Source organism: Citrobacter freundii complex sp. CFNIH4, assembly GCF_002934505.1.
GTDB classification, from domain to species: Bacteria; Pseudomonadota; Gammaproteobacteria; order Enterobacterales; family Enterobacteriaceae; genus Citrobacter; species Citrobacter freundii.
In genome coordinates this window covers 2,570,792-2,595,276 of sequence record NZ_CP026231.1, presented here as the reverse complement: position 1 = coordinate 2,595,276, position 24,485 = coordinate 2,570,792, and the positions used below count along the sequence as shown (strand labels likewise).

At 50.5% G+C, this 24,485-nt stretch carries 19 protein-coding genes and 1 pseudogene; 11 read left to right on the top strand and 9 right to left on the bottom strand.

What is annotated here, in order from left to right:
* Nucleotides 1–61 precede the first annotated feature (61 nt).
* Nucleotides 62–1,312, top strand: a complete 1,251-nt coding sequence (locus C2U41_RS13390) for a NupC/NupG family nucleoside CNT transporter (protein ID WP_048217324.1) — start codon at nt 62–64, stop codon at nt 1,310–1,312.
* Between the two features lie 46 nt (nt 1,313–1,358).
* Here the strand turns inward: C2U41_RS13390 and C2U41_RS13385 are convergent, their stop codons facing one another.
* From C2U41_RS13385 to C2U41_RS13375, 3 genes are all read right to left on the bottom strand, one after another.
* The gene (locus tag C2U41_RS13385) at nt 1,359–2,447 is read right to left on the bottom strand and encodes a sugar kinase (protein WP_003027430.1); all 1,089 of its coding nucleotides are present in this window, start codon (nt 2,445–2,447) and stop codon (nt 1,359–1,361) included.
* 2 nt (nt 2,448–2,449) lie between these two features.
* On the bottom strand, nt 2,450–3,307 hold the full coding sequence (gene nfo / locus C2U41_RS13380) for a deoxyribonuclease IV (protein WP_003027428.1): 858 nt from the start codon (nt 3,305–3,307) through the stop codon (nt 2,450–2,452).
* Between the two features lie 71 nt (nt 3,308–3,378).
* On the bottom strand, nt 3,379–4,428 hold the full coding sequence (locus tag C2U41_RS13375) for a YeiH family protein (protein ID WP_003840098.1): 1,050 nt from the start codon (nt 4,426–4,428) through the stop codon (nt 3,379–3,381).
* 178 nt (nt 4,429–4,606) lie between these two features.
* On the opposite strand from C2U41_RS13375, the gene yieE reads away from it, so the two are divergent.
* On the top strand, nt 4,607–5,488 hold the full coding sequence (gene yieE, locus C2U41_RS13370) for a DNA-binding transcriptional regulator YeiE (protein WP_003840099.1): 882 nt from the start codon (nt 4,607–4,609) through the stop codon (nt 5,486–5,488).
* A gap of 195 nt (nt 5,489–5,683) precedes the next feature.
* Nucleotides 5,684–7,153 carry a lysine-specific permease gene (lysP, locus tag C2U41_RS13365; RefSeq protein ID WP_003027419.1) on the top strand — a complete coding sequence of 490 codons (1,470 nt, stop codon included), beginning with the start codon at nt 5,684–5,686 and terminating at the stop codon, nt 7,151–7,153.
* A gap of 64 nt (nt 7,154–7,217) precedes the next feature.
* Here the strand turns inward: lysP and C2U41_RS13360 are convergent, their stop codons facing one another.
* The 3 genes from C2U41_RS13360 to serB form a co-directional block, all read right to left on the bottom strand.
* On the bottom strand, nt 7,218–9,203 hold the full coding sequence (locus C2U41_RS13360; RefSeq protein ID WP_048217325.1) for a ligand-gated channel protein: 1,986 nt from the start codon (nt 9,201–9,203) through the stop codon (nt 7,218–7,220).
* A 333-nt stretch (nt 9,204–9,536) separates the two neighbouring features.
* Nucleotides 9,537–10,859 (bottom strand): MFS transporter, encoded by a 1,323-nt coding sequence (locus tag C2U41_RS13355; protein WP_103848660.1) that lies wholly within the window; start codon nt 10,857–10,859, stop codon nt 9,537–9,539.
* 31 nt (nt 10,860–10,890) lie between these two features.
* The gene (serB, locus tag C2U41_RS13350; protein ID WP_103848659.1) at nt 10,891–11,778 is read right to left on the bottom strand and encodes a phosphoserine phosphatase SerB; all 888 of its coding nucleotides are present in this window, start codon (nt 11,776–11,778) and stop codon (nt 10,891–10,893) included.
* A gap of 216 nt (nt 11,779–11,994) precedes the next feature.
* Between serB and C2U41_RS13345 the strand changes: the two are divergent.
* Both C2U41_RS13345 and C2U41_RS13340 read left to right on the top strand, forming a co-directional pair.
* Nucleotides 11,995–13,365 (top strand): annotated as a pseudogene (locus C2U41_RS13345) (L-serine ammonia-lyase).
* The gene (locus tag C2U41_RS13340; RefSeq protein WP_003840109.1) at nt 13,355–13,744 is read left to right on the top strand and encodes a helix-turn-helix domain-containing protein; all 390 of its coding nucleotides are present in this window, start codon (nt 13,355–13,357) and stop codon (nt 13,742–13,744) included. The pseudogene C2U41_RS13345 and the gene C2U41_RS13340 overlap by 11 nt, the downstream one beginning before the upstream one ends.
* Here the strand turns inward: C2U41_RS13340 and fghA are convergent, their stop codons facing one another.
* Nucleotides 13,745–14,581: an S-formylglutathione hydrolase gene (fghA, locus tag C2U41_RS13335; RefSeq protein ID WP_103848658.1), complete on the bottom strand. Its 837-nt coding sequence runs from the start codon at nt 14,579–14,581 to the stop codon at nt 13,745–13,747. It lies immediately after the preceding gene.
* Nucleotides 14,582–14,903: 322 nt separating this feature from the next.
* On the opposite strand from fghA, the gene folE reads away from it, so the two are divergent.
* From folE to mglC, 6 genes are all read left to right on the top strand, one after another.
* Nucleotides 14,904–15,572: a GTP cyclohydrolase I FolE gene (folE, locus tag C2U41_RS13325; protein WP_003027410.1), complete on the top strand. Its 669-nt coding sequence runs from the start codon at nt 14,904–14,906 to the stop codon at nt 15,570–15,572.
* A gap of 14 nt (nt 15,573–15,586) precedes the next feature.
* Complete coding sequence (gene yeiB / locus C2U41_RS13320; RefSeq protein WP_103848657.1) at nt 15,587–16,744, top strand: DUF418 domain-containing protein YeiB; 1,158 nt, start codon at nt 15,587–15,589, stop codon at nt 16,742–16,744.
* A 144-nt stretch (nt 16,745–16,888) separates the two neighbouring features.
* On the top strand, nt 16,889–17,914 hold the full coding sequence (gene galS / locus C2U41_RS13315; protein ID WP_003027402.1) for an HTH-type transcriptional regulator GalS: 1,026 nt from the start codon (nt 16,889–16,891) through the stop codon (nt 17,912–17,914).
* A gap of 292 nt (nt 17,915–18,206) precedes the next feature.
* Nucleotides 18,207–19,205, top strand: a complete 999-nt coding sequence (mglB, locus tag C2U41_RS13310) for a galactose/glucose ABC transporter substrate-binding protein MglB (protein WP_003027399.1) — start codon at nt 18,207–18,209, stop codon at nt 19,203–19,205.
* Between the two features lie 71 nt (nt 19,206–19,276).
* Nucleotides 19,277–20,797: a galactose/methyl galactoside ABC transporter ATP-binding protein MglA gene (gene mglA, locus C2U41_RS13305; protein ID WP_003027396.1), complete on the top strand. Its 1,521-nt coding sequence runs from the start codon at nt 19,277–19,279 to the stop codon at nt 20,795–20,797.
* Between the two features lie 15 nt (nt 20,798–20,812).
* A complete protein-coding gene (mglC, locus tag C2U41_RS13300; protein WP_003027393.1) occupies nt 20,813–21,823 on the top strand; it encodes a galactose/methyl galactoside ABC transporter permease MglC in 1,011 nt (336 codons plus the stop codon).
* Between the two features lie 57 nt (nt 21,824–21,880).
* Here the strand turns inward: mglC and preA are convergent, their stop codons facing one another.
* Both preA and C2U41_RS13290 read right to left on the bottom strand, forming a co-directional pair.
* Entirely contained in the window at nt 21,881–23,116 is a 1,236-nt protein-coding gene (preA, locus tag C2U41_RS13295; RefSeq protein WP_103848656.1) for an NAD-dependent dihydropyrimidine dehydrogenase subunit PreA, read from the bottom strand.
* A complete protein-coding gene (locus C2U41_RS13290) occupies nt 23,110–24,351 on the bottom strand; it encodes an NAD(P)-dependent oxidoreductase (protein WP_103848655.1) in 1,242 nt (413 codons plus the stop codon). The genes preA and C2U41_RS13290 overlap by 7 nt, the downstream gene beginning before the upstream one ends.
* Between the last annotated feature and the right edge of the window lie 134 nt (nt 24,352–24,485).

The following is a 24,485-nucleotide window of genomic DNA, read 5'->3' as shown; positions in this document are numbered from 1 at the left end:
TATCAAACCTACCAAAACCTGGCGATAACGCCGGGTTTCCTGACATGAAGGGAATTTCATTATGGATATAATGAGAAGTGTTGTGGGTATGGTGGTATTACTGGCCATCGCGTTTCTGCTGTCAGTAAATAAAAAACGTATTAGTCTGCGCACCGTTGGGGCTGCGCTGGTACTGCAAATTGCCATCGGCGGTATTATGCTCTATTTCCCGCCGGGAAAATGGCTGGTTGAACAGGCCGCGCTCGGCGTCCACAAGGTGATGTCATATAGTGACGCGGGTAGCGCATTTATCTTCGGCTCCCTGGTTGGGCCAAAAATGGATGTGCTGTTTGACGGGGCTGGGTTTATCTTCGCCTTCCGGGTGCTCCCGGCCATCATTTTTGTGACCGCACTCATCAGTCTGCTCTATTACATTGGCGTGATGGGGCTATTGATCCGCATCCTCGGCGGTATTTTCCAGAAGGCGTTGAACATCAGTAAGATCGAGTCATTTGTCGCAGTAACCACGATTTTCCTCGGGCAAAACGAGATCCCGGCAATCGTGAAACCGTTTATTGACCGCCTTAATCGTAATGAACTGTTTACCGCTATTTGTAGCGGGATGGCCTCGATTGCTGGCTCAATGATGATTGGTTACGCCGGAATGGGCGTCCCGATTGACTATTTGCTGGCGGCATCATTGATGGCAATCCCTGGCGGCATTTTGTTCGCCCGTATGCTGAGTCCGGCAACGGAAGAATCTCGCGTCACCTTTGAAAACCTGTCATTTACTGAAACACCCCCGAAAAGCATCATCGAAGCGGCGGCCAGTGGGGCTATGACCGGGCTGAAGATCGCCGCAGGCGTTGCGACGGTGGTAATGGCATTTGTCGCCATTATCGCGCTGATTAACGGCATTATCGGCGGAATTGGCAGTTGGTTTGGTTTTGGCCACGCCACTCTGGAAGGGATCTTTGGCTATGCGTTAGCCCCGCTGGCGTGGATTATGGGCGTGGACTGGAGCGATGCGACGCTGGCAGGTAGTCTGATTGGACAGAAGCTGGCGATCAACGAATTTGTCGCTTATCTCAACTTCTCGCCGTATCTGCAAACGGGCGGAACGCTGGACGTGAAGACCATCGCGATTATCTCGTTTGCGTTGTGTGGTTTCGCGAACTTCGGTTCGATTGGCGTCGTGGTCGGGGCATTTTCGGCGATTGCGCCACAGCGTGCGCCGGAAATCGCGCAACTTGGAATGCGTGCGCTGGCAGCAGCAACGCTGTCAAACCTGATGAGCGCGACAATAGCCGGTTTCTTTATCGGACTGGCATAAAATAAAGTTTGTAGGCCGGATAAGCGTAGCGCTATCCGGCAGACATTCAAGCTGTTTGCAGCAAATACAGAGCGTTATCCGCAGAGAGCGTTGGGTTGTTGATACTGACGCTGGCCCGCGATAATGCCGCGCAGGCCATGGCAAAGCGCGCGCTTTCACGAAACTCACTGCCTTCCAGAAAGCTGTACAGTAATCCCGCCATAAAAGCGTCATCGGCACCAAAACTGTCTACCACCGTATGCTCAGGCGGCGTCAATAAAAACTGTTCGCCGTCCTTTTCGCTGCAAAAAACGGATTCATCTTCCAGGCAGACAAAAATGCGTTTTACCCCTTGCTGATGCAGGCTATTGACGGCCAGTACGCGATCCGCATCAGTATGAATAGGTTGGCCCCATAAAATCGCCAGCTCTTTCTGCGTGGGTTTTAGCGTATGAATACGCGTAAACCAGGTTTTCATTTTTTCCGCTTTGAACTCTGAAACGGTGTCAATAAATACCGGAATATCATCGGCAATAGTAAAGACCCACTCAATGGCTTCGGCGGTCAGATTGCAATCGGCCAGTACGACACCGGAATGGCGAATCAAATCTCGCGAACCGTTAAGCAACTGCGGCGTCAATTGTTGCAGGATATGGGTATCGTTAATGGCCAGTACGGTCTCTTCCTGTTGATTAGCGATCGACAGGTAGGTTGAGGTGTTGTGTCCATGCAGACGAATGCAGCTGGAAACGTTAACCCCAGCCTGACGCGTTTGTTCCAGCAATGTTTCGCCATAGAAGTCACTGCCAACAGCGGAAATTAAATGTACGTCGCGGCCCAACAGCGCCAGGTTGTGGGCGATGTTACGTCCTACACCGCCTGCTGAGCAATGAATGCTGCCAGGGTTAGAGGCTGCCTGCGGATAATGGATGTCTGCAACCCCCCGGATATCCATGTTGATAGCACCGACAACCACGCAATAATCCTGTTCGGTAAGGATATAACCTTTACCTTTGATCATGCCTTTACGCATTAAATCCATAATATGCGCAGCGACGCGTGAACGGCTGATCTGCAAAATATCGGCGATTTCATTCTGCTGAATCAACGGATTGCGGCGCAAGATCTTAAGGATCTGCTTTTCCCTGTCGTTCATGATTAGGCCACCGCTTTTTCAGTTTGCTGGGCTTTCAGCCAGGCAATCTCTTCTGCCCAGATATCTGGATTAATGGTTTCCAACACCAGCGGAATGCCGTCAAAACGATTGTCCTGCATGATCCAACGGAAGGCATCGTGGCCAATATTGCCTTCACCTAAGCTGTGGTGACGGTCAACGCGGCTGCCAAACGTGCTCTTGGCGTCGTTCAGGTGCATACCGCGCAGATACTTGAAGCCGACAATTCGTTCAAATTCCGCAAAGGTCTTTTCGCATTCCTCAACGGATCGCAAATCGTAACCGGCCGCGAAGGCGTGGCAGGTATCAATACAGACGCCGACACGGGATTTATCTTCTACGCCGTCGATAATGGCGGCCAGGTGCTCAAACTTAAAGCCAAGGTTGCTGCCCTGTCCGGCGGTATTTTCAATGACCGCCGTAACGCCCTGGGTCTGGGCGAGGGCGATATTGATCGATTCCGCAATGCGCGCCAGACATTCATCTTCCGGAATCTGCATCAAATGGCTACCCGGGTGAAAGTTAAGCAGGGATAAGCCAAGCTGTTCGCAGCGTTGCATTTCGTCAAGAAACGCGTCACGCGATTTTTCCAGCGCATCGCTGACCGGGTGACCGAGGTTAATCAGGTAGCTGTCGTGAGGCAGGATTTGCGCGGAAGTATAGTGATACTTCTCGCAGGCAGATTTGAAATCATCAATGATTTCGGTGGTCAGCGGCGCGGCACGCCACTGACGCTGATTCTTGGTGAACAGGGCGAATGCGGTCGCTTCGATTTCTGCGGCTCGAATAGCGGCGTTAGCCAGACCGCCAGCGGCGCTTACGTGCGCTCCGATGTATTTCATAAATTAAACCCGCCATACTCAAATGCAAAAGGAGGAAGTATAGCGGGTTAATGGAGGTGAGTCGTGCTCGTTTATGCCATCAGCGCGTGGATAGCGAGGTTAATCGCGCCACCGCCTACAATCAGCCAGACAAACAGCAGCAGGGCCATCAGTAACGGTTTAGCACCGGCTTTTTTCAGGGCGCTAACGTGAGTGGTCAGCCCCAGTGCGGCCATCGCCATTGCCAGCAAAATGGTATCCAGTGTTACCAGCATGTTCACTATCGACTGCGGCAGAAAGTGGAACGAGTTAAAAATCGCGACCACAATGAACAGGATGGCAAACCACGGAATGGTGATTTTGCTCTTCTCACCACCGGAGGCCGGAGACAGCTGTTTAACGCGGGCGGCCAACAGGATAAGAAACGGTGCCAGCATCATGACGCGCAGCATTTTGGCAATAACTGCGGCATTTTCCGCATCCGGGTTAATGGCGTGCCCGGCAGCCACTACCTGTGCCACTTCATGCATGGTGGAACCAATGTAAATGCCGTAGGTTTCCGGGCTAAACCAGTGTGCCAGCAGCGGATACATTGCCGGATACAGGAAGATAGCGATGGTACCGAAGATCACTACGGTGGCGACAGCGACGGTTACCTTACTGGCTTCCGCTTTCACTACAGGCTCGGTTGCCAACACGGCGGCGGCACCACAAATGCTGCTCCCCGCGCCAATCAGCCAACTGGTGTGGCGGTCCAGACCAAACACTTTTTGCCCCAGGAAACAGGCAATCATAAAGGTACTGCTTAGCGTTAACACATCAATCACGATACCGCTGACGCCGACGTCAGCAATTTGCGCGAAGGTGAGGCGGAAGCCGTAGAGGATGATCCCCAGACGTAATAAATGTTGTTTAGCAAACAGCACACCGCCGTCACAGCTTTTCCAGATGTGCGGATAGACGGTGTTGCCGAGAACCATCCCCAGTAAGATTGCTAAGGTGAGGGCGCTGAACCCGGCACCTGCAACGGCGGGAATGGATCCACCCCATAAGGCGACCCCAGTGATAACTGCACTCAGGGCGAGCCCCGGAATAAAATGCCACGCTGTACGACGATGAGTCTGCAAGGTGAGTTCTGTCATATCCTTCTCCTTTATCTGGGTAAAAGAGTACGGCGAAGTGGTTTAAAAATAAAATTGATTATATATTTATAATTAATCTATATAAGTGGTATACCCGTCATACTTCAGGTTGCATGTACGCTGGCTGCAACTCGAATTATTTAGGGTATAAGTAACGGTTATCCGGTGGAAAACGACTATGCATATCACCCTGCGACAACTTGAAGTGTTTGCTGAGGTATTAAAAAGCGGCTCAACGACCCAGGCGTCTGTCATGCTGGCATTGTCGCAGTCGGCGGTGAGTGCGGCACTTACCGATCTGGAAGGGCAACTCGGCGTGCAACTGTTTGACCGTGTTGGTAAACGACTGGTGGTCAACGAACACGGGCGCTTGCTCTACCCACGGGCGCTGGCGCTACTTGAGCAAACGACCGAAATCGAACAGCTTTTCCGCGAAGATAATGGCGCTATCCGGGTTTATGCCAGTAGCACCATTGGCAACTATATTCTCCCTGCCATGATCGCCCGCTATCGGCATGATTTCCCCGATTTGCCGCTGGAGCTTAGCGTGGGCAACAGCCAGGACGTGATCAATGCGGTGCTGGATTTCCGGGTAGACATCGGGCTGATTGAAGGGCCGTGTCACAGTACGGAAATTATCTCTGAACCGTGGCTGGAAGACGAGCTGGTGGTGTTCGCCGCACCGTCGTCACCGCTTACAAAGGGACCCGTTACGCTGGAACAACTGGCTGCTTCGCCGTGGATACTGCGTGAACGAGGATCGGGTACGCGTGAACTGGTGGATTACCTGCTGTTGTCTCATTTGCCGAGATTTCAGATGGCAATGGAGTTGGGTAACTCCGAGGCCATTAAGCATGCGGTGCGCCATGGCCTCGGGATCAGCTGTTTGTCACGGCGGGTCATTGCCGAGCAGTTACAGGCGGGAACGCTGAGCGAAGTTCCTGTGCCGCTTCCGCGTTTGGTCCGCACGCTGTGGCGTGTTCATCATCGACAAAAACATATCTCCAATGCCATTACGCGCTTTTTGCACTACAGCGACCAGGTAGAGCAGGGGGAATAGGACGTTCACTGTCGTAGCGACTCCTTTTTGCATAATGGCGGTTACGTTTTAACCGCCTTGCACCCTCTATTTTCTGCTTTACTTATAATCCGCGGCCAGTCATGAAGGTCTCTTATAACAGCGCATTTGTGCCGGAAGAATGCCGTTTCGTCTGCTACAATCGCGCCTCATTTTTTGGATGGATAGCATTTTCACATGGTTTCCGAAACTAAAACCACAGAAGCGCCCACGCTACGTCGTGAACTGAAGGCGCGTCACCTGACGATGATTGCCATTGGAGGCTCCATCGGTACAGGTCTTTTCGTTGCATCTGGTGCAACTATTTCTGCAGCGGGTCCTGGCGGCGCGTTGTTCTCTTATATTCTGATCGGTCTGATGGTGTATTTCCTGATGACCAGCCTCGGTGAACTGGCGGCCTATATGCCGGTTTCTGGCTCGTTTTCCACCTACGGTCAGAACTACGTAGAAGAAGGCTTTGGCTTCGCGCTGGGCTGGAACTACTGGTACAACTGGGCGGTAACGATTGCCGTTGACCTGGTGGCCGCACAGCTGGTGATGAGCTGGTGGTTCCCGGACACGCCGGGTTGGATCTGGAGTGCGCTGTTCCTCGGCGTGATCTTCCTGCTGAACTACATTTCCGTTCGCGGATTTGGTGAAGCGGAATATTGGTTCTCACTGATCAAAGTTACCACCGTCATTATCTTCATCGTAGTTGGCGTAATGATGATTTTCGGTATCTTCAAAGGCGCTCAGCCGGTGGGCTGGAGCAACTGGACGACCGGTGATGCACCGTTTGCCGGTGGTTTTGCTGCGATGATTGGCGTGGCGATGATCGTCGGCTTCTCCTTCCAGGGGACGGAACTGATCGGTATCGCGGCAGGTGAATCTGAAGATCCTGAAAAGAACATTCCACGTGCGGTACGTCAGGTATTCTGGCGAATCCTGCTGTTCTATGTGTTCGCGATTTTGATTATCAGCCTGATTATTCCGTACACCGATCCGAGCCTGCTGCGCAACGATGTGAAAGACATCAGCGTTAGCCCGTTCACGTTGGTATTCCAGCATGCGGGTCTGCTGTCTGCGGCAGCGGTGATGAACGCAGTTATCCTGACGGCGGTGCTGTCTGCAGGTAACTCCGGGATGTACGCTTCCACGCGTATGCTTTACACCCTGGCATGTGACGGTAAAGCGCCACGTATTTTCGGTAAACTGTCTCGTGGCGGCGTACCGCGTAACGCGCTGTATGCGACCACCGTGGTGGCGGGGCTGTGCTTCCTGACCTCGATGTTTGGCAACCAGACCGTATACCTGTGGCTGCTAAATACTTCCGGGATGACGGGCTTTATCGCCTGGCTGGGGATCGCCATTAGCCACTATCGCTTCCGTCGCGGTTATGTGCTGCAGGGCCACGATGTGAAGGATCTGCCGTACCGTTCTGGCTTCTTCCCGCTGGGTCCGATCTTCGCCTTTGTGCTGTGCCTGATTATCACTCTCGGCCAGAACTACGAAGCGTTCCTGAAAGACAGCATTGACTGGGGCGGCGTGATGGCTACCTATATTGGTATCCCGCTGTTCCTGATTATCTGGTTTGGCTATAAGCTGACCAAAGGAACCCATTTTGTCCGCTACAGCGAAATGAAATTCCCGGGTCGCGTGAAGAAATAACAGTATAAAAAGCATAACAAAAACCCCGGCATGATGAGTGCCGGGGTTTTTTATTGCGTCAAACTTAGAAGCTGTAAGTCATGCCAACCGTGTAACGACGACCATCGAGAACGGTGTCGTAGGTATCGTAATCGATTTGCTTATCCAGCACGTTATACACGCCAGCGGTCATCAACAAATCCTTGGTGGCATAGTAACGTAAACCCACATCGACCTGCGTATAGGACGGCGTACCCTGCGCCATGGAAGTACGGCTCAGGTATTCAGACGTTTTTCCACGCAGATTCAGGCGGCTCCAGAAACCGAGATCCTGCGTGGCCTGCCAGTCCAGCGTCGTGTTAAACATATGCTTCGGCATTTTGTTCAACGGCTGGCCGGAGAACTGACCGCTTTTCTGCTCAGATTCCGTGTAGGTGTAGTTCGCAGTCCAGTTGACGTCAGAGGTTATTTTCCAGCCGAAGGTGGATTCTACGCCACGCATATTGGCTTTATCGACGTTAACGCGATCGCTGACGAAGTCATAATGGGTATTGCCGATGGTGCAGGCCGGATCGGAACTGCTGTTACAACGGCGCACTTCAGTGATTTTGTTCTTGAAGTCGGTATTGAACAGGGTGACGCCTGCGTTGAGGTTATCGCCGTTATCCCACAGTAAGCCGATTTCTTCGCTGAGGCTTTTCTCCGGCTTCAGGTCCGGGTTGCCGACAATGATTCCGTTCAGACGACCGCCGCCGGTGACCTGTCCCCAGTTTGCTGATGACTGGCGCAGGTCTGGCGCACGGTAGCCCGCCGAAACGCCGCCTTTTAAGGTCCATTGATCGCTCAGATGCCATACGCCATAGCCGCGTGGCGTCCAGTTGTCACCGTAGTTCTCATCTTTATCCATACGCAGACCGCCGGTCAGCGAGAAGGTATCGGTAACGGCCCATTCATCTTCAGCAAACAACGCCCAGCTCCAGCGGGTCAATTTGTTCAGCCCATCAGCCGCTTGCAGCTGGTTGCCGTTATCACGCAGTTTCTCATAACGGTATTGCCCACCTAGCGTCAGGGTATGCGCCCCAAGGAAGACCTGGTTCTGGCTATTGAAAATCGTATTGTAAGACTTCATTTTGCGACCCGGGTTTTCGCTCTCTTCCTGCTGGACATAGCTGGTGGAGTTGAAGTCATCGTAATAACCGCTATGGGTTAAAGAATACGTCGTGTGCACATACTTGCTTTCGCTTTTGCTGTTTGGCTTACAGCTTCCGTTGCGGCAGTTTTCCTCAGCCATAGATTTGCCTGGGGTACTGTCACGATCCTGCAATTCACGTGCGTAATCGAAATCGATGTCGTTTTTATCATCTGGCGTAAAGTTCAGGGTTAAGCCCCCGTTACGCATACGCTGTTCATTGTAGCCATTGAGGATTTTATCTTCCGCCCGATGGGAGAATAACCCGGTCACCTTCGCGCCAAGTAATCCGTCAATCAGTGGCCCAGACGCATAGGCGTTGGTCTGGTAAATATCGCCGGAGTCTCTGTCTTCCTGGAAAGTGGCATCGCCGTGCAGAGAACCGGTCCAGGCTTTGGTATTCGACACTTTCTTGGTGATGACGTTAATGACACCGCCCATCGCGTCGGAGCCGTACAGTGATGACATCGGGCCACGGATGACTTCGATACGCTCGATGGATTCAAGCGGCGGCAGCCAACCTTGTTCAATACCTGAGTTGTCGCTATTAGGACGTGTGCCGCGGGTGCTGATGCGTTTACCGTTGACCAGGAAGAGCGTGTATTGCGAAGCCATACCGCGAATACTGATATCGCTGCTGCTCCCCCCGCCGGTGACGACGACGCCAGGGACATCTTTTAGCGCATCGGTGACATCGCGATAGGCTTTGTCCTCAATCTGCTGCTTGGTAATAACAGATATCGAAGCCGGGGCATCCTGAATTTTCTGCTCAAAGCCGGTAGCGGTAACTACCACGGTATCTTGTTCAGCGGCATGGCCGAGTGATGGGAGACTGGCGACGCATACTGCGGCAGCTACAGCCTTAACGTGAGGTATAGTCATTTGTATCATTCCATTTAAATGAATCAAACTGCGCGTCATGTGAAAGGCCATGACAATTGTATGTATTTGTCTTTTAAGGACTCTTTTCAGTAAAGAAGCGGGGGGATTGTACAAAAGTATGAATATTTGTAAACACAAATGATAATAGAAATCATTTGTGTTTGATATGGTTTAGGGTGAAATGCTTTTTTAATCAATAAGATAGTGAAGGAAGAAAAAAGGAGAAAAAGTGAAGAAATGATGGAGGGATGAAGAAGATGGACACCTTTTTGACGCTGAAAGAACCCAACCGAAAGACAGCGGCGATGGCGCCACTGTCCTGTTATGGCTGGCTTATAGTCGATGGAATTTGGCGAGTAAGGCCAGTGACAAGGTGGTTAACAGGATTGCGATCACGGCATAGAGATAGACTCCAGACCACTCCCAGTTGTTCTTCACTAATATCACCGGTACGCCTGCTAACGCCGCGCCGACATAGCTAAACAATCCGCGGAAGCCAGTTATCGATCCCGCCGCATCTTTGTGAGTGACGTCCAGACAACCTACGGCAAAAAGCATATGCGGCCCGTACAGGGCGAAACCCATTATGGTGAAGAGAATGGCCGTAATGGTATATGAGGTATCCTGAACCAGTGGGATTAAGGTAATACATACGCACAGCATTAATGCGAATATTAAGCCTGTCATCCAGCGGTTACTTTTAAACATAAAGTCAGATAAGTAACCCGCCAGTAGCCCTCCGGCAAGTCCACCGGCTTCAAACCACGAGATAATGGAGTTGGCTTTAATCAGACTCCAGCCATGCACCTGAGAATAGTAAATTTGCGGCCAGTCATTGAGGATGGTGCGGGCAATATAAACGGACATATCGCCAATGATAATAATCCACACTAATGGGTTAATCAGGATATATTTGACGAAAATCAGCCAAAAGGAGAGATTTACCGGACTGGCTTTCACTTGGGCAAGCTCTGTTGGATCCTTACGCCATTCGCCAACGTTAGGCAAACCTAAGGTCCCGGGACGGTCTTTAATCGTAAAGAGCGCTACGATCCCCATCAGCAAGGAGATTGCGCCCGGTACATAAAAACCCATTTTCCAGCTACCGCTCCAGACAATCGCGAAACTTGTCAGCAGTGGGGCGAGACTACCGCCAATATTATGCGCCGCTTCAACGACCGCCCACCAACGTCCGCGTTCATTCTTGGAAAACCAGGATGCCATGATCTTTGCCATTGGTGGAAAACTGGTGCCCTGGAGGATAGCATTGAGGCTGTACAACACATAAAACGCGGCAACGCTGTCGGAAAAACCAAACAGAATATTAACGATCCCCACGCCAATGAGCGCCGGGCCGGTCATGGCTTTCGGATTGATTTTATCAACCAGCATGCCGCCAACAAACTTCATTGAGCCATACAGGATGTAAAACAGTGAAGACATGATGGCAAAATCTTCTGCGGTCAGAGTGGTATCTGACAGCATGGCCGGCATGGCGGCTGAGAAGTTTTTACGTGTTAAATAAAAGACCGCGTAAGAGATAAAAACCGAGGTAATAATCTCTATCCTGAATTTTTTGTAAGTATGGTCAATCTCTTTTTTTTCTTTTACAACCGGCTTATCAGCCTGGCTGAATATAAATGATTTCAAGCTCATATGATCTTCCCTTCAGACAGTGCTTGTGGGGTTATAATCCATTTTCGATAAAGAACAAAAGCGACTCGAATCCGTGAAAATTAATCTGATTGTTAATTAAATTTCTGACCGCGGGTTTTGCTCGCCAGGCAATACCAGTGCCAGCATACGTGAGCATGGGAATATCGTTGGCACCATCACCGCAGGCGATAATATTATGCTGAGGCATCTGCAGAGAGTCGGCAAGCATGGCCAATGTTTTTTGCTTATTTTCTGCATTCATGATTGGCGCGGAAATATTATCTGTCAGCATACCATTCCTGACTTCAACGGTATTTGAAAATATATAGTCCAGCTGATATTTCTGTTGTAAGCGGTGGGTGAAAATATCCAGTCCGCCGGAAATGATCGCTGTTTTAAATCCTTTCTGCTTGAGGAATGGCAAAATGGTGGTGATGCCGGGAGAGGCCGTCATCCGATCGCATACGGCATTAATGACATGGATGTGTGTCCCTTTTAACATTCCGATGCGCCGGGTGAAACTGTTATTGAAATCCAGTTTTCCTTCCATCGCTTGCCGCGTCAGTTCTGTTATCCGATCGGTGATGCCTAGCGCGCGGGCGATCTCATCCACACCTTCTTCCTCGATAAACGTCGAGTCCATGTCAAAGGCGATGATCCCGTTCGTCGGGATGATTTGCGGTTTTAGGAAAAAATCAAATTGCTGAGTGAACGATGTAGCCCTTAGTTTCTTGTATATGTCATCGGTGAATATTTCATCGGGTATTGATAATTTTAAATACGGTTTATTGAATGCGGCTATAGATAATTGTTCCAGTGCGCACGGATATTGTTTGGTCTCGGTATTTAGAAATGTATTGTGCAGCCATGCCTGAAGTTTTTCAGGATCTTTTGCACTAATAAAATAAATAATTGCCATTATGTCACTCCTGTAAATTAAGGTTATTGTAATAGTAGAGGGTGACGATTGAATCCTGCTTTATCACAGATGTGAATGTTAAAAAAAAGATAAAATAGTATTGTTTTTTATACCAATAAATAAACAAAGTCTGAAAGGTATCATTGTTGATATACACGTCACGGTCTGTTGCTACTGGCGGTATATTCTATTTTGACTAACAGGGATGGGTCTAAAATGGAAAGTTGTATTGATATTTTTAAAGTCGTCATTGGGCCTTCCAGTTCAAGAACAGTAGGGCCAATGCGTGCCGCGTTTAACTTCATTTCACAATTATAGCTACAGGAGATCTTACCGCTAACGCGAGAAATCGAGGTTGAGCTATACGGCGCGCTCTCATTAAGCCGCAAGTGTCATAACGTTGATATCGCTCTTTATCTGGGGCTGTTGGGCAATCAGCCGGATGATGTTGATTTACGCCAGCAGATGGATCTCATTAAACGTGCTGAACAGGACGGCACCCTGACGCTTTCTCCTTCAGTTACCGTGACGGTCGCGATTAAGCCGAATCAACAACCGCATTCTGGCCATCCCTATGCGATGACGTTTCGTGCCAGGGATGATTATTTTACGTTGTATGAAGAATCATGGTTTTCAACCGGCGCCGGCCAGGTTCGCAAACCCGGCGAGCCGGCACCCGAGAGAGCCGCGCAAAAAAACGCATTTCCTTTTGCGTTTCAAAATGCCGCGCAGCTGCAGGAACTGTGTCAGCGTAATGGACTATCCGTTGCGGCATTAATGATGAAAAATGAATTACAGGTGCATTCCCAGGCGGCGTTGCATGACTATTTCGCGTACGTTTGGGCGATAATGCAGCAGGCCGTCCATCGTGGTCTGCATACTGAAGGCCTACTGCCAGGCTCGTATCAGGTGCCGCGCAGGGCCTGCTCGCTCTATAAATTACTGGCAATGAAACCCTCTGCTAACGACTTTCTCACCAACCTCAACTGGGTGAATGCGTTTGCGATTGCCGTCAGCGAGGAAAACGCCGCTGGAGGGCGAGTGGTGACCGCGCCGACCAATGGTGCGAGCGGTATCATCCCTGCGGTCCTCAGTTGGTACGATAAGTTTGTCTGTAAGTTGGATAGCGCATCGGTTATCCGCTTTTTCCTCACCGCTGGCGCCATCGCGCTACTGTTCAAACAAAACGCGTCTATTTTAGGTTCTGAGGTTGGGTGTCAGGGAGAGATCGGCGTGGCCAGTTCGATGGCCGCAGCCGGATTAGCGGAACTGATGGGGGCGTCAGTTGCTCAGGTGCTGAATGCCGCAGAAATCACCATGGAGCACCATCTCGGACTGACCTGCGATCCGGTTGGCGGGCAGGTACAAATTCCCTGCGTCGAACGAAACGCGATTTCGTCCGTAAAAGCGATTAACGCCGCAACGATGGCGATGAGCCGTGTCAGCGAGCCATGCGTTTCGCTCGATGAGGTGATTGCCGCCATGTATGAAACGGGTAAAGACATGAGCGCGAAGTACCGTGAGACGTATCACGGCTGCCTTGGGAAAATTCAGCCCAAAAATCGGGGAGGGCGGCATGAAATATAACACCATGAATAATGATGAAATCATCTTGTCATTATGCGCTCGCATCAGAGAAACGCGGATTTCTCTGGCGCTAACGCAGCAGCAACTTGCTGACCGCGCACAGGTCGGCATTGCGACCATTAAACGCATTGAGAAAGGCGGCGGCCTCAATCTGGACACACTTATCTCCCTGTTGCGTGCACTGAATAAGTTGCATCACCTGGATGCAATCTTATTCGAGTCTGAAGTGCGTAATTTTAACGAAGGTTATGAAGGCGGTGAGAGCGTGGGGAGATTACAGGTACGCCAACAGGCGGCCGATCTAAATCGTAAAGCGTCCGCGCCGCAGTCAGAAGAGATGAGCTACAGCGCGGCAATAGAAAATACGCTTTACTGGTGATCACTTCAGCAAATACTGGGCATGAAAGCGCAGGTGATCCTCAATAAACGACGCAATAAAGTAATAGCTGTGGTCGTAACCTGGCTGGATGCGTAGTGTCATTGGCCATGCGGTTTGACGGGCTATTTCGGCCAGCACTGCGGGCTGCAACTGATCGGCAAGAAACTGATCGCTGTCTCCTTGATCAATTAGCGTCGGAATCGCGTCTGCGGGCTTGCTGGCCAGCATTAATTCGCAGCTGTCCCACTCAGCCCATTGTGTTTTATCTTCACCCAGATAAGCGCTAAAAGCCTTTTCGCCCCACGGAACGCGACAAGGGTTTACGATCGGCGCAAAGGCTGAAACGCTGGCGTATCTCCCGGGATTTTTCAGCGCCATAATCAATGCGCCGTGACCCCCCATAGAGTGCCCGCTGATCGCGCAGCGATCGCTGACGTTAAACTGCGAATGAATCAGTGCCGGAAGCTCATCACGCAGATAGTCATACATACAAAAATGCGTTGCCCATGGCTGCTGAGTGGCATTGAGGTAAAATCCCGCGCCCTGGCCTAAATCGTAACCATCATCGTTGGCAACCTGCTCGCCGCGCGGGCTGGTGTCTGGCATCACCAGAACAATGCCGAGCTCAGCCGCGATGCGCTGTGCGCCGGCTTTGGTGGTGAAGTTTTCATCATTGCAGGTCAGGCCCGACAGCCAGTACAGCACCGGAGGTGGGGCGTTATCGCGGGGGGGCGGAAGAAAAATACTGAAGGTCATGGCGCAATTTAACGTGGCGGAGTCGTGACGCCAGCGTTGCTGCCAGCCTTCAAAACAGCGGTGCTCTTCAAGCATTTCCATGCGTGGCTCCTTGTTGTGTTGAACCTGTATGTGTTTGCGAACTCACCATAATACAGATTATTCATTGCACTGTGAGTAACTTTCACTTCCGCATTGAGCAAACATACTTCATCATCTATATAACTTTACATTAACACTCAACGTCACCGGGCTGAACAGAAAGTGAAGTTGCTACAGTTAAAAGGCTGTGCCAATTTCAATAATTATCGCGGTGAATACTGGATTATGTGCGCCGCCTCACGCACAATGTTCTGGCTGTGATACAGCCTAAAAACTTTGCCCCATGCAGGGCAGAGGCGCCCCACCTGCAGGAGAAGAAGAAATGTCATCACTCAGTAAAGAAGCGGCTCTGGTTCATGAAGCGCTGGTTGCGCGTGGTCTCGAAACCCCGCTGCGCCCGCCCGTGCAAGAGATGGATAACGAAACACGCAAACGTCTTATCTCTGGCCATATGACCGAGATTATGCAATTGCTCAATCTCGATTTGAGCGATGACAGTCTGATGGAAACTCCTCATCGCATTGCGAAAATGTATGTCGATGAGATTTTCTCCGGCCTCGATTACGCCAACTTCCCGAAAATCACCGTCATTGAAAATAAAATGAAGGTGGACGAGATGGTCACGGTCCGCGATATTACGCTGACCAGCACCTGCGAACACCACTTTGTCACTATCGATGGCAAAGCGACGGTGGCGTATATTCCGAAAGATTCGGTTATTGGTCTGTCGAAGATTAACCGCATTGTGCAGTTCTTCGCCCAGCGCCCACAGGTACAGGAACGCCTGACCCAGCAAATTCTCACCGCGCTGCAAACGCTGCTCGGGACGAATAATGTGGCGGTGTCGATTGATGCGGTGCATTACTGTGTGAAAGCGCGCGGCATTCGTGATGCGACCAGTGCGACCACCACCACTTCTCTTGGTGGATTGTTTAAGTCCAGCCAGAACACGCGTCAGGAATTCCTGCGCGCAGTACGTCATCACAACTGATTAGGGCAGGAACCATGGAGCGTAATGTCACGCTGGATTTTATTCGTGGCGTCGCCATTCTTGGTATCCTGCTTCTCAATATTAGCGCCTTTGGCTTGCCAAAGGCGGCGTACCTCAATCCTGCCTGGTATGGCGACATCACCTTATCCGATGCCTGGACCTGGGCGCTGCTCGATCTCTTTGCGCAGGTAAAATTCCTCACGCTGTTTGCGCTGCTGTTCGGTGCCGGTCTGCAAATGCTGCTCCCACGCGGTAAACGCTGGATCCAGTCACGGCTTACGCTGCTGGTGCTATTGGGTTTTATTCACGGTTTATTCTTCTGGGATGGCGATATCCTGCTGGCATATGGCTTGATCGGCCTGATTTGCTGGCGGCTGATCCGGGATGCGCCGTCGGTAAAAAGCTTATTTAACACTGGTGTGCTGCTGTATCTGGTGGGCGTTGGCGTACTGGTGCTGTTGGGTGTGATCTCCGGGAGCGAAACCAGCCGCGCCTGGACGCCGGATGCTTCAGCGTTGCTGTATGAAAAATACTGGAAAGTGAACGGCGGAATGGAAGCAATCAGCAATCGCGTGGATATGATGTCCAATAGCTTGCTGGCGTTGGGTGCTCAGTACGGCTGGCAACTGGCGGGGATGATGCTGCTCGGCGCGGCATTAACGCGCAGCGGTTGGCTAAAAGGGCAGTACAGTTTGCAGCACTATCGACGTACCGGCGTGCTGCTGGTCATTATTGGGATGGCGATAAACCTGCCTGCTATCATCGCTCAATGGAATCTGGACTGGGCCTACCGCTGGTGTGCTTTCCTGTTACAAGCCCCGCGAGAGCTGGGAGCGCCGATGCAGACCATTGGTTACGCCGCGCTGATGTACGGTTTCTGGCCGCAGCTTAGCCGTTTAAAATGGGTCATTGCCGTCGCCTGTGTGGGACGCATGGCATTAACCAACTATCTGTTACAAACCTTAATCTGTACCACGCTGTTCTATCAATTCGGCTTATTTATGAAATTCGACCGGCTGGAGCTGCTGTATTTCGTCATCCCGGTCTGGGTCATTAACTTACTTTTCTCCGTGATATGGCTACGTTATTACCGCCAGGGCCCGGTGGAATGGCTGTGGCGTCAATTAACCCTGCGTGCTGCAGGGACATCATTACCGCGAACATCCAGATAACGATCTGGATCACATTCATTAACAAAATGGATGTAAGCGCTTTCATTCCTGTGACATCACTCACGCAGTCCGTTTCATTGTGCTGACAAAATACCCAGCCTGGGGTGTCTGCGGGCAGCCGCAATCTAAAACAGGGCAGTGAATATGGTAACCATTCGTGATGTGGCACGGCAGTCTGGCGTTTCTGTAGCGACCGTTTCCCGCGTACTGAATAACAGTGCGCTGGTGAGTCCCGATACGCGTGAAGCGGTAATGAAAGCAGTCACTCAGCTTGGCTATCGACCTAATGCCAACGCACAAGCGCTGGCGACGCAGGTAAGCGACACGATTGGTGTTGTCGTCATGGATGTATCAGATGCGTTTTTTGGCGCGCTGGTAAAAGCCGTGGATATGGTTGCCCAGCAGCATCAGAAGTATGTCCTGATTGGCAACAGCTACCATGAGGCGGAAAAAGAACGTCATGCCATTGAGGTGTTGATTCGCCAACGCTGTAACGCATTGATTGTACACTCTAAAGCACTGAGCGATCGGGAACTGGCCGAGTTTATGGATCAAATCCCCGGCATGGTGCTGATCAATCGCCTGGTACCGGGTTACGCCCACCGTTGCGTCTGCCTGGATAACATCAGCGGCGCTAAAATGGCGACCCGTATGTTGCTGAATAATGGTCATCAACGCATCGGTTATCTGGCATCAAGCCATCGTATTGAAGATGACACCATGCGCAAAGAAGGGTGGTTAACTGCTCTGAAAGAGCAGGGGATTGTTGCGGCAGAAAGCTGGGTCGGCACCGGTTCGCCCGATATGCAGGGCGGAGAGTCTGCGATGGTGGAATTGCTGGGGCGCAATTTACAACTGACGGCGGTCTTCGCTTATAACGACAATATGGCAGCTGGCGCACTGACCGCGCTAAAAGATAACGGTATCGCTATTCCATTACACCTTTCAATCATTGGCTTCGATGATATTCCCATCGCGCGTTACACCGATCCGCAGCTAACCACCGTGCGCTATCCCATTGCCTCTATGGCAAAAATGGCGACGGAGCTTGCACTACAGGGCGCGGCTGGCACGTTGGATCCGCAGGCGACGCATTGCTTTATGCCGACGCTGGTACGTCGCCATTCAGTGGCGCTGCGGCAGAATGCGGCACCGATCACTAACTTATAACGCAGCGCGATGTAACCGCTTTCAATATGTGAGTAAATTCACAGTATATTAACAATGCGATAGCTATGATGACACTGTTTGTTGCGCTGTAACTACTATGTAACGGTGAATAATCACTTTCATCGAGGTATAGCTGCCTTAAACGATAATTAAAGCCTGTTTTGGGAGCGTTGCCAGACACGGAAGAAATATTTTTAAAAGTGAGCTTCGGCGTTCAGTAACACTTCAGTAACGTTCTGCCTGCCGAGCATTTATCTCAAGTACTACCCTGCATAATAAAACCGGAGATACCATGAATAAGAAGGTGTTGACCCTGTCTGCTGTAATGGCAAGCATGTTATTCGGCGCGGCTGCGCACGCTGCTGATACCCGTATTGGTGTGACTATCTATAAGTATGACGATAACTTTATGTCAGTGGTACGTAAGGCTATTGAAAAAGATGCCAAAGCAGCGCCAGATGTACAACTGCTGATGAACGACTCGCAGAACGACCAGTCCAAACAAAACGATCAGATCGACGTGCTGCTGGCAAAAGGCGTTAAAGCACTGGCGATTAACCTGGTTGACCCGGCAGCTGCAGGCACGGTCATTGAAAAAGCACGCGGACAGAACGTACCGATCGTGTTCTTCAACAAAGAACCTTCTCGCAAGGCGCTGGACAGCTATGACAAAGCGTATTACGTCGGTACTGACTCTAAAGAATCCGGTATTATTCAGGGTGATTTGATTGCTAAACACTGGGCAGCTAACCCGAACTGGGACCTGAACAAAGACGGCAAAATTCAGTTTGTTCTGCTGAAAGGCGAACCGGGACACCCGGATGCTGAAGCACGTACTACTTACGTGATTAAAGAGCTGAACGACAAAGGCATTAAAACTGAGCAACTGCAGTTAGATACTGCAATGTGGGATACCGCTCAGGCGAAAGATAAGATGGATGCGTGGATGTCCGGTCCGAACGCGAACAAAATCGAAGTCGTTATCGCCAACAACGATGCGATGGCAATGGGCGCAGTTGAAGCGCTGAAGGCACACAATAAAACCAGCGTACCGGTATTTGGCGTGGATGCCCTGCCTGAAGCACTGGCGCTGGTGAAATCTGGCGCTATGGCCGGTACCGTGCTGAACGATGCTAATAACCAGGCGAAAGCCACCTTTGATCTGGCGAAAAACCTGGCTGATGGCAAAGGTGCGGCAGATGGTACTAACTGGAAAATTGAGAACAAGATTGTTCGCGTTCCGTACGTAGGTGTCGATAAAGATAATCTGGCCGAGTTCACCAATAAGTAAATACTCCGTCTGTGGGCGCAATTTCATTGCGCCCTTAATAACGCACTCTGCAAGGCCAACAAGGTATAATTATGGTCAGCACACATACTCAGTCGTCAGGCGAATACTTGTTGGAAATGACCGGCATCAACAAGTCCTTCCCCGGCGTTAAGGCGCTTGATAATGTCAATTTAAAAGTCCGCCCGCATTCTATTCACGCCTTAATGGGGGAGAATGGCGCGGGGAAATCAACATTATTGAAATGTCTTTTCGGCATCTATCAAAAAGATTCCGGCAGTATTTTATTTCAGGGTAAAGAAATCGACTTTCATTCTGCTAAGGAAGCGCTTGAGAATGGTATTTCGATGGTACACCAGGAATTAAACCTGGTATTACAACGCTCTGTGATGGACAACATGTGGCTGGGACGCTATCCCACCAAAGGCATGTTTGTCGATCAGGAAAAAATGTACCGCGATACCAAAGCGATATTTGATGAACTGGATATTGATATCGATCCGCGTGCGCGCGTCGGCACATTATCCGTTTCACAAATGCAGATGATTGAAATTGCGAAGGCGTTCTCCTATGACGCCAAAATCGTCATCATGGATGAACCAACTTCATCGTTAACCGAGAAAGAAGTTAATCATCTGTTCACCATCATCCGTAAGCTGAAAGAGCGTGGATGCGGTATTGTTTATATTTCTCACAAAATGGAAGAAATCTTCCAGCTGTGTGATGAAATTACCGTTCTACGCGACGGCCAGTGGATTGCGACCCAGCCGCTGGAAGGGCTGGATATGGATAAGATCATCGCCATGATGGTAGGGCGTTCACTGAACCAACGTTTTCCGGATAAAGAAAACAAACCTGGTGAAGTCATTCTGCAAGTGCGTAACCTGACCTCGCTGCGTCAGCCGTCGATTCGTGATATCTCGTTTGATTTACACAAAGGGGAAATTCTCGGGATTGCCGGTCTGGTCGGCGCAAAACGCACGGATATTGTTGAAACGCTTTTTGGTATTCGTGAGAAATCATCGGGTACGATTACGCTACACGGCAAAAAGATTAATAACCACAGTGCAAATGAAGCCATCAACCATGGTTTTGCGCTGGTCACGGAAGAGCGCCGCTCAACCGGTATTTATGCGTATCTGGACATTGGTTTTAACTCGTTAATTTCTAATATCCAAAATTACAAAAACAAAGTCGGTCTGTTGGATAATTCCCGCATGAAGAGTGATACCCAGTGGGTAATTGACTCCATGAGGGTGAAAACACCGGGCCATCGTACGCAAATTGGTTCACTTTCTGGCGGTAATCAGCAAAAGGTGGTTATTGGTCGTTGGTTATTAACGCAGCCAGAAATTCTGATGCTGGATGAACCGACGCGTGGAATCGATGTTGGCGCGAAATTTGAAATTTACCAGTTAATTGCTGAACTCGCGAAAAAGGATAAGGGGATTATTATTATTTCCTCTGAAATGCCGGAGCTGCTGGGTATTACCGATCGTATTCTGGTGATGAGCAATGGTCTCGTTGCCGGAATTGTTGACACTAAAACAACAACGCAAAACGAAATCCTCCGTCTTGCGTCTTTGCACCTTTAAGATTAGGGGCTCCTCATGAGTGCGTTAAATAAGAAAAGTTTTCTTACTTACCTGAAAGAAGGCGGAATTTACGTTGTTCTTTTGGTTTTGCTGGCGATTATTATTTTCCAGGATCCCACTTTCTTAAGCTTACTAAACCTGAGTAATATTCTCACACAATCCTCGGTGCGTATTATTATCGCATTGGGTGTGGCTGGACTGATTGTTACCCAAGGGACCGACCTGTCGGCGGGGCGTCAGGTTGGCCTGGCGGCAGTGGTTGCAGCGACTTTGTTGCAGTCGATGGAGAATGCCAACAAGGTGTTCCCGGAAATGGCGACGATGCCGATCATTGTAGTGGTGCTGATTGTCTGCGTGATTGGTGCCATTATCGGTCTGGTGAACGGTATTATCATTGCTTACCTGAACGTGACGCCGTTTATTACCACCCTGGGTACGATGATTATCGTTTACGGGATCAACTCCCTGTACTACGACTTCGTCGGTGCATCGCCAATCTCTGGCTTTGACAGCGGATTTTCAACCTTTGCACAGGGCTTTATTGCACTGGGCAGTTTCCGACTCTCCTACATCACCTTCTACGCGCTGATTGCCGTGGCCTTTGTGTGGGTGCTGTGGAACAAGACCCGCTTCGGTAAAAACATTTTCGCCATCGGCGGAAACCCGGAAGCAGCGAAAGTGTCTGGGGTAAACGTTGCGCTGAACCTGTTGATTATCTATGCGTTGTCTGGCGTGTTCTATGCCTTCGGTGGTTTGCTGGAAGCCGGGCGTATCGGCTCGGCGACCAACAACCTCGGCTTTATGTATGAGCTGGATGCGATTGCGGCGTGCGTGGTTGGTGGCGTGTCGTTCAGCGGCGGGGTAGGTACCGTGTTTGGCGTGGTGACCGGTGTGATTATCTTCACCGTCATCAACTACGGTCTGACCTACATCGGCGTAAACCCTTACTGGCAGTATATTATCAAGGGCGGCATTATCATCTTCGCGGTCGCGCTGGACTCACTGAAGTACGCGCGTAAGAAGTAATCGTACAACGTAAAAAGCCCGGTGCAGCGCAACCTGCACCGGGCTTTTTTATCTGCGTTACAACGTTAACGCATGTTCTTTCTCTCCGGGTTTAAATTTCACCTCGCCCAGATCAATACAGGCTACCGGGCAAACGTGACCGCACAATAAACATCCCACACATTTTTCCGTATTGCAGTGCGGTGTACGGGTTTCCTCATTCCATTCCATCGCCTGATGCCCGCCGTCATAGCAGGAGATGTAGCAACGACCACAGCCGACGCATTTATCAAGATGGATGTTCGGATAGACAATGTAGCTACGGTCAAGCTCCTCGGCGGGGATGATTTTGGCATTGGCCAGACCCACCATCTCCTCCAGTGAGTCAAACCCTTGATCGGCGAGGTAATGTGACAGCCCGCTGATCATGTCCTCCACAATCCGATATCCATACTGCATGATCCCGGTGGTCACCTGCAGCGTGGCCGCGCCTAACAGTAAAAACTCGGCGGCATCTTCCCAGGTCTCAATTCCTCCAATGCCGCTAATCGGGAAATCGCGCAATTCGGGATGCGTGCGCAACTGTTGGATAAATCGCAGGGCGATAGGTTTAACGGCCTTGCCGGAGTAGCCGGAAATACTGGATTTACCGTTGACGACCGGCATCCCGATTTTCCTGTTCAGGTCGATGTTAGTGATGGATTTAACCGTATTGATGGTCGCGATGCCGTCGGCTCCTCCGCGTTTTGCCGCCAGCGCCACCTCACACATATCACCAATATTTGGTGTCATTTTAGCCAGCATTGGCAGGGGCGAACCGCGTTTAACCGCCCGACAGTATTTTTCAACCAACTCAGGGCTTTGTCCTACATCGCTGCCCATAGCATGCGAGGTCATTTGCGGGCAGGAGAAGTTACACTCGATCATATCTGCACCCGCTTCTTCAACCAGGCGGGCCAGTTCCTGCCATTGCTGCTCATTTTCCCCCATGATCGACGCAATCAGGACCTTATCCGGGTAGTCTTGTTTCAGTCGCCGAATAGCAGCCAGATTCTCCTCCAGCGGATGCTCGGCAATTTGCTCCATGTTTTTGAAGCCAATAAAGCCGGTATCTTCTTTGCTGAGATGGTCAAAGCGCGGGGAGACTTCATTCGCAATAAAGAACCCGATCGTTTTAAAAACAATGCCGCCCCAACCGCTATCATAGGCTTTGGCGCACATTTCATAGCAGTTGCCCACCGGAGAGGAAGAGAGGCAGAACGGGTTGGGAAATTTGACGCCGCAAAAGGTAATAGAAAGATCTTTCGTTAACATGAGCAAGCTCCCTCTAAATAGTGATGAATGGCCTGAGCGGCTTCTTTTCCGGTTTTCACGGCGTAAACGACCGTTTTATCGCCTTCAACAATATCGCCCGCAGCAAACAGAGCCGGATCGGCGGTTTGGTAGTTTTGCGTATTGATAAGATTGCGTTGTGGCTTTAACGTGGCGAAATTATCAAGCTGAGCGTGTTGACCGACGGCAAGAATAATGTGATCGGCTTCTAGCGTGAGTTCGCCTGGCAGGCGTACGTGCTTAAAGGTAACTTGATTTCCGCTTACCGCCACGGGCGTGAAACCGTCAATAATCGACACGCCTAATGCCTGGGTGCTGCTGAATTCTTTATCGCTGGCCGGAAAATCAGCCAGTTCTTCACGCGCGACACAAGTGACTGACGGGCAGCCCAGCAGTTTCAACGTACTGGCGACATCCATCGCCACATCGCCACCGCCGATGATCAATACACTTTTGGCGACGGTAATATCGCCGCTGGCTTGTCGGGCGCGTTGCAGAAAATCGACGGCAATTTCAACGTGATTCGCTTTCTCAAAAAGAGGCAATGTTGAGCCGTAAGACATACCTGGGGTAACCAGTACGGCGCGATATTCTGCTTTGAGTTGCTCAACGGAAAGGGCATTGCCGACTTCACAATTGCACTTGATGGTCACGCCCATTTCAACGATACGGGCAATTTCATGATCCAAAACCGAATGCGGCAAACGAAACTCTGGGATGCCATAGCGCAACCAGCCGCCTGGCTGAGCCTGTTTTTCGAAGATGGTTACGTCATAACCAAGATTGCTCAGCGTTACGCTGGCCTGTAATCCTGCCGGACCTGCACCGATAATGGCGACCTTGCCCAGCGTTTTTGTTGCTGGCTGATATATTTTCATCGCGGTCTGCTGTTCAAAATCGGTTATAAAGCGCTGCAGACGCGCAATATCAATAGGTTTATCAATTCCTGAACGCGTACACCCGCGCTGGCATAATTTTTCGGTTGGGCAAACTCGAGCACACACCGCACCGAGCGCATTATTTTCGCGGATAGTTTCGGCTGCGCCTTTAAAATTACGGAAATAAATGGAGCGAATAAATTTCCCCGGGTCGGTTTGCGCCGGGCAATCCTGACTACAGGGGGCATCGTGACATAATAAACAGCGGGAAGCCTCTTTTATTGCTAATAATGGGGTAAAAGCAGGCGTGAGCTCATCCAGATAATTTTGTTGTGGCATATTTTCTTCCTTAATGCTTGAGTAAATTAAGGCAAACCGTTAATAACAAAATATAAAAAGTGAAAGGCTATTCTTAAGGCTAAGCACTGCAGGAAGAGTATTCTGTGAAAGGATTCACAAATAGAAGATAGTTT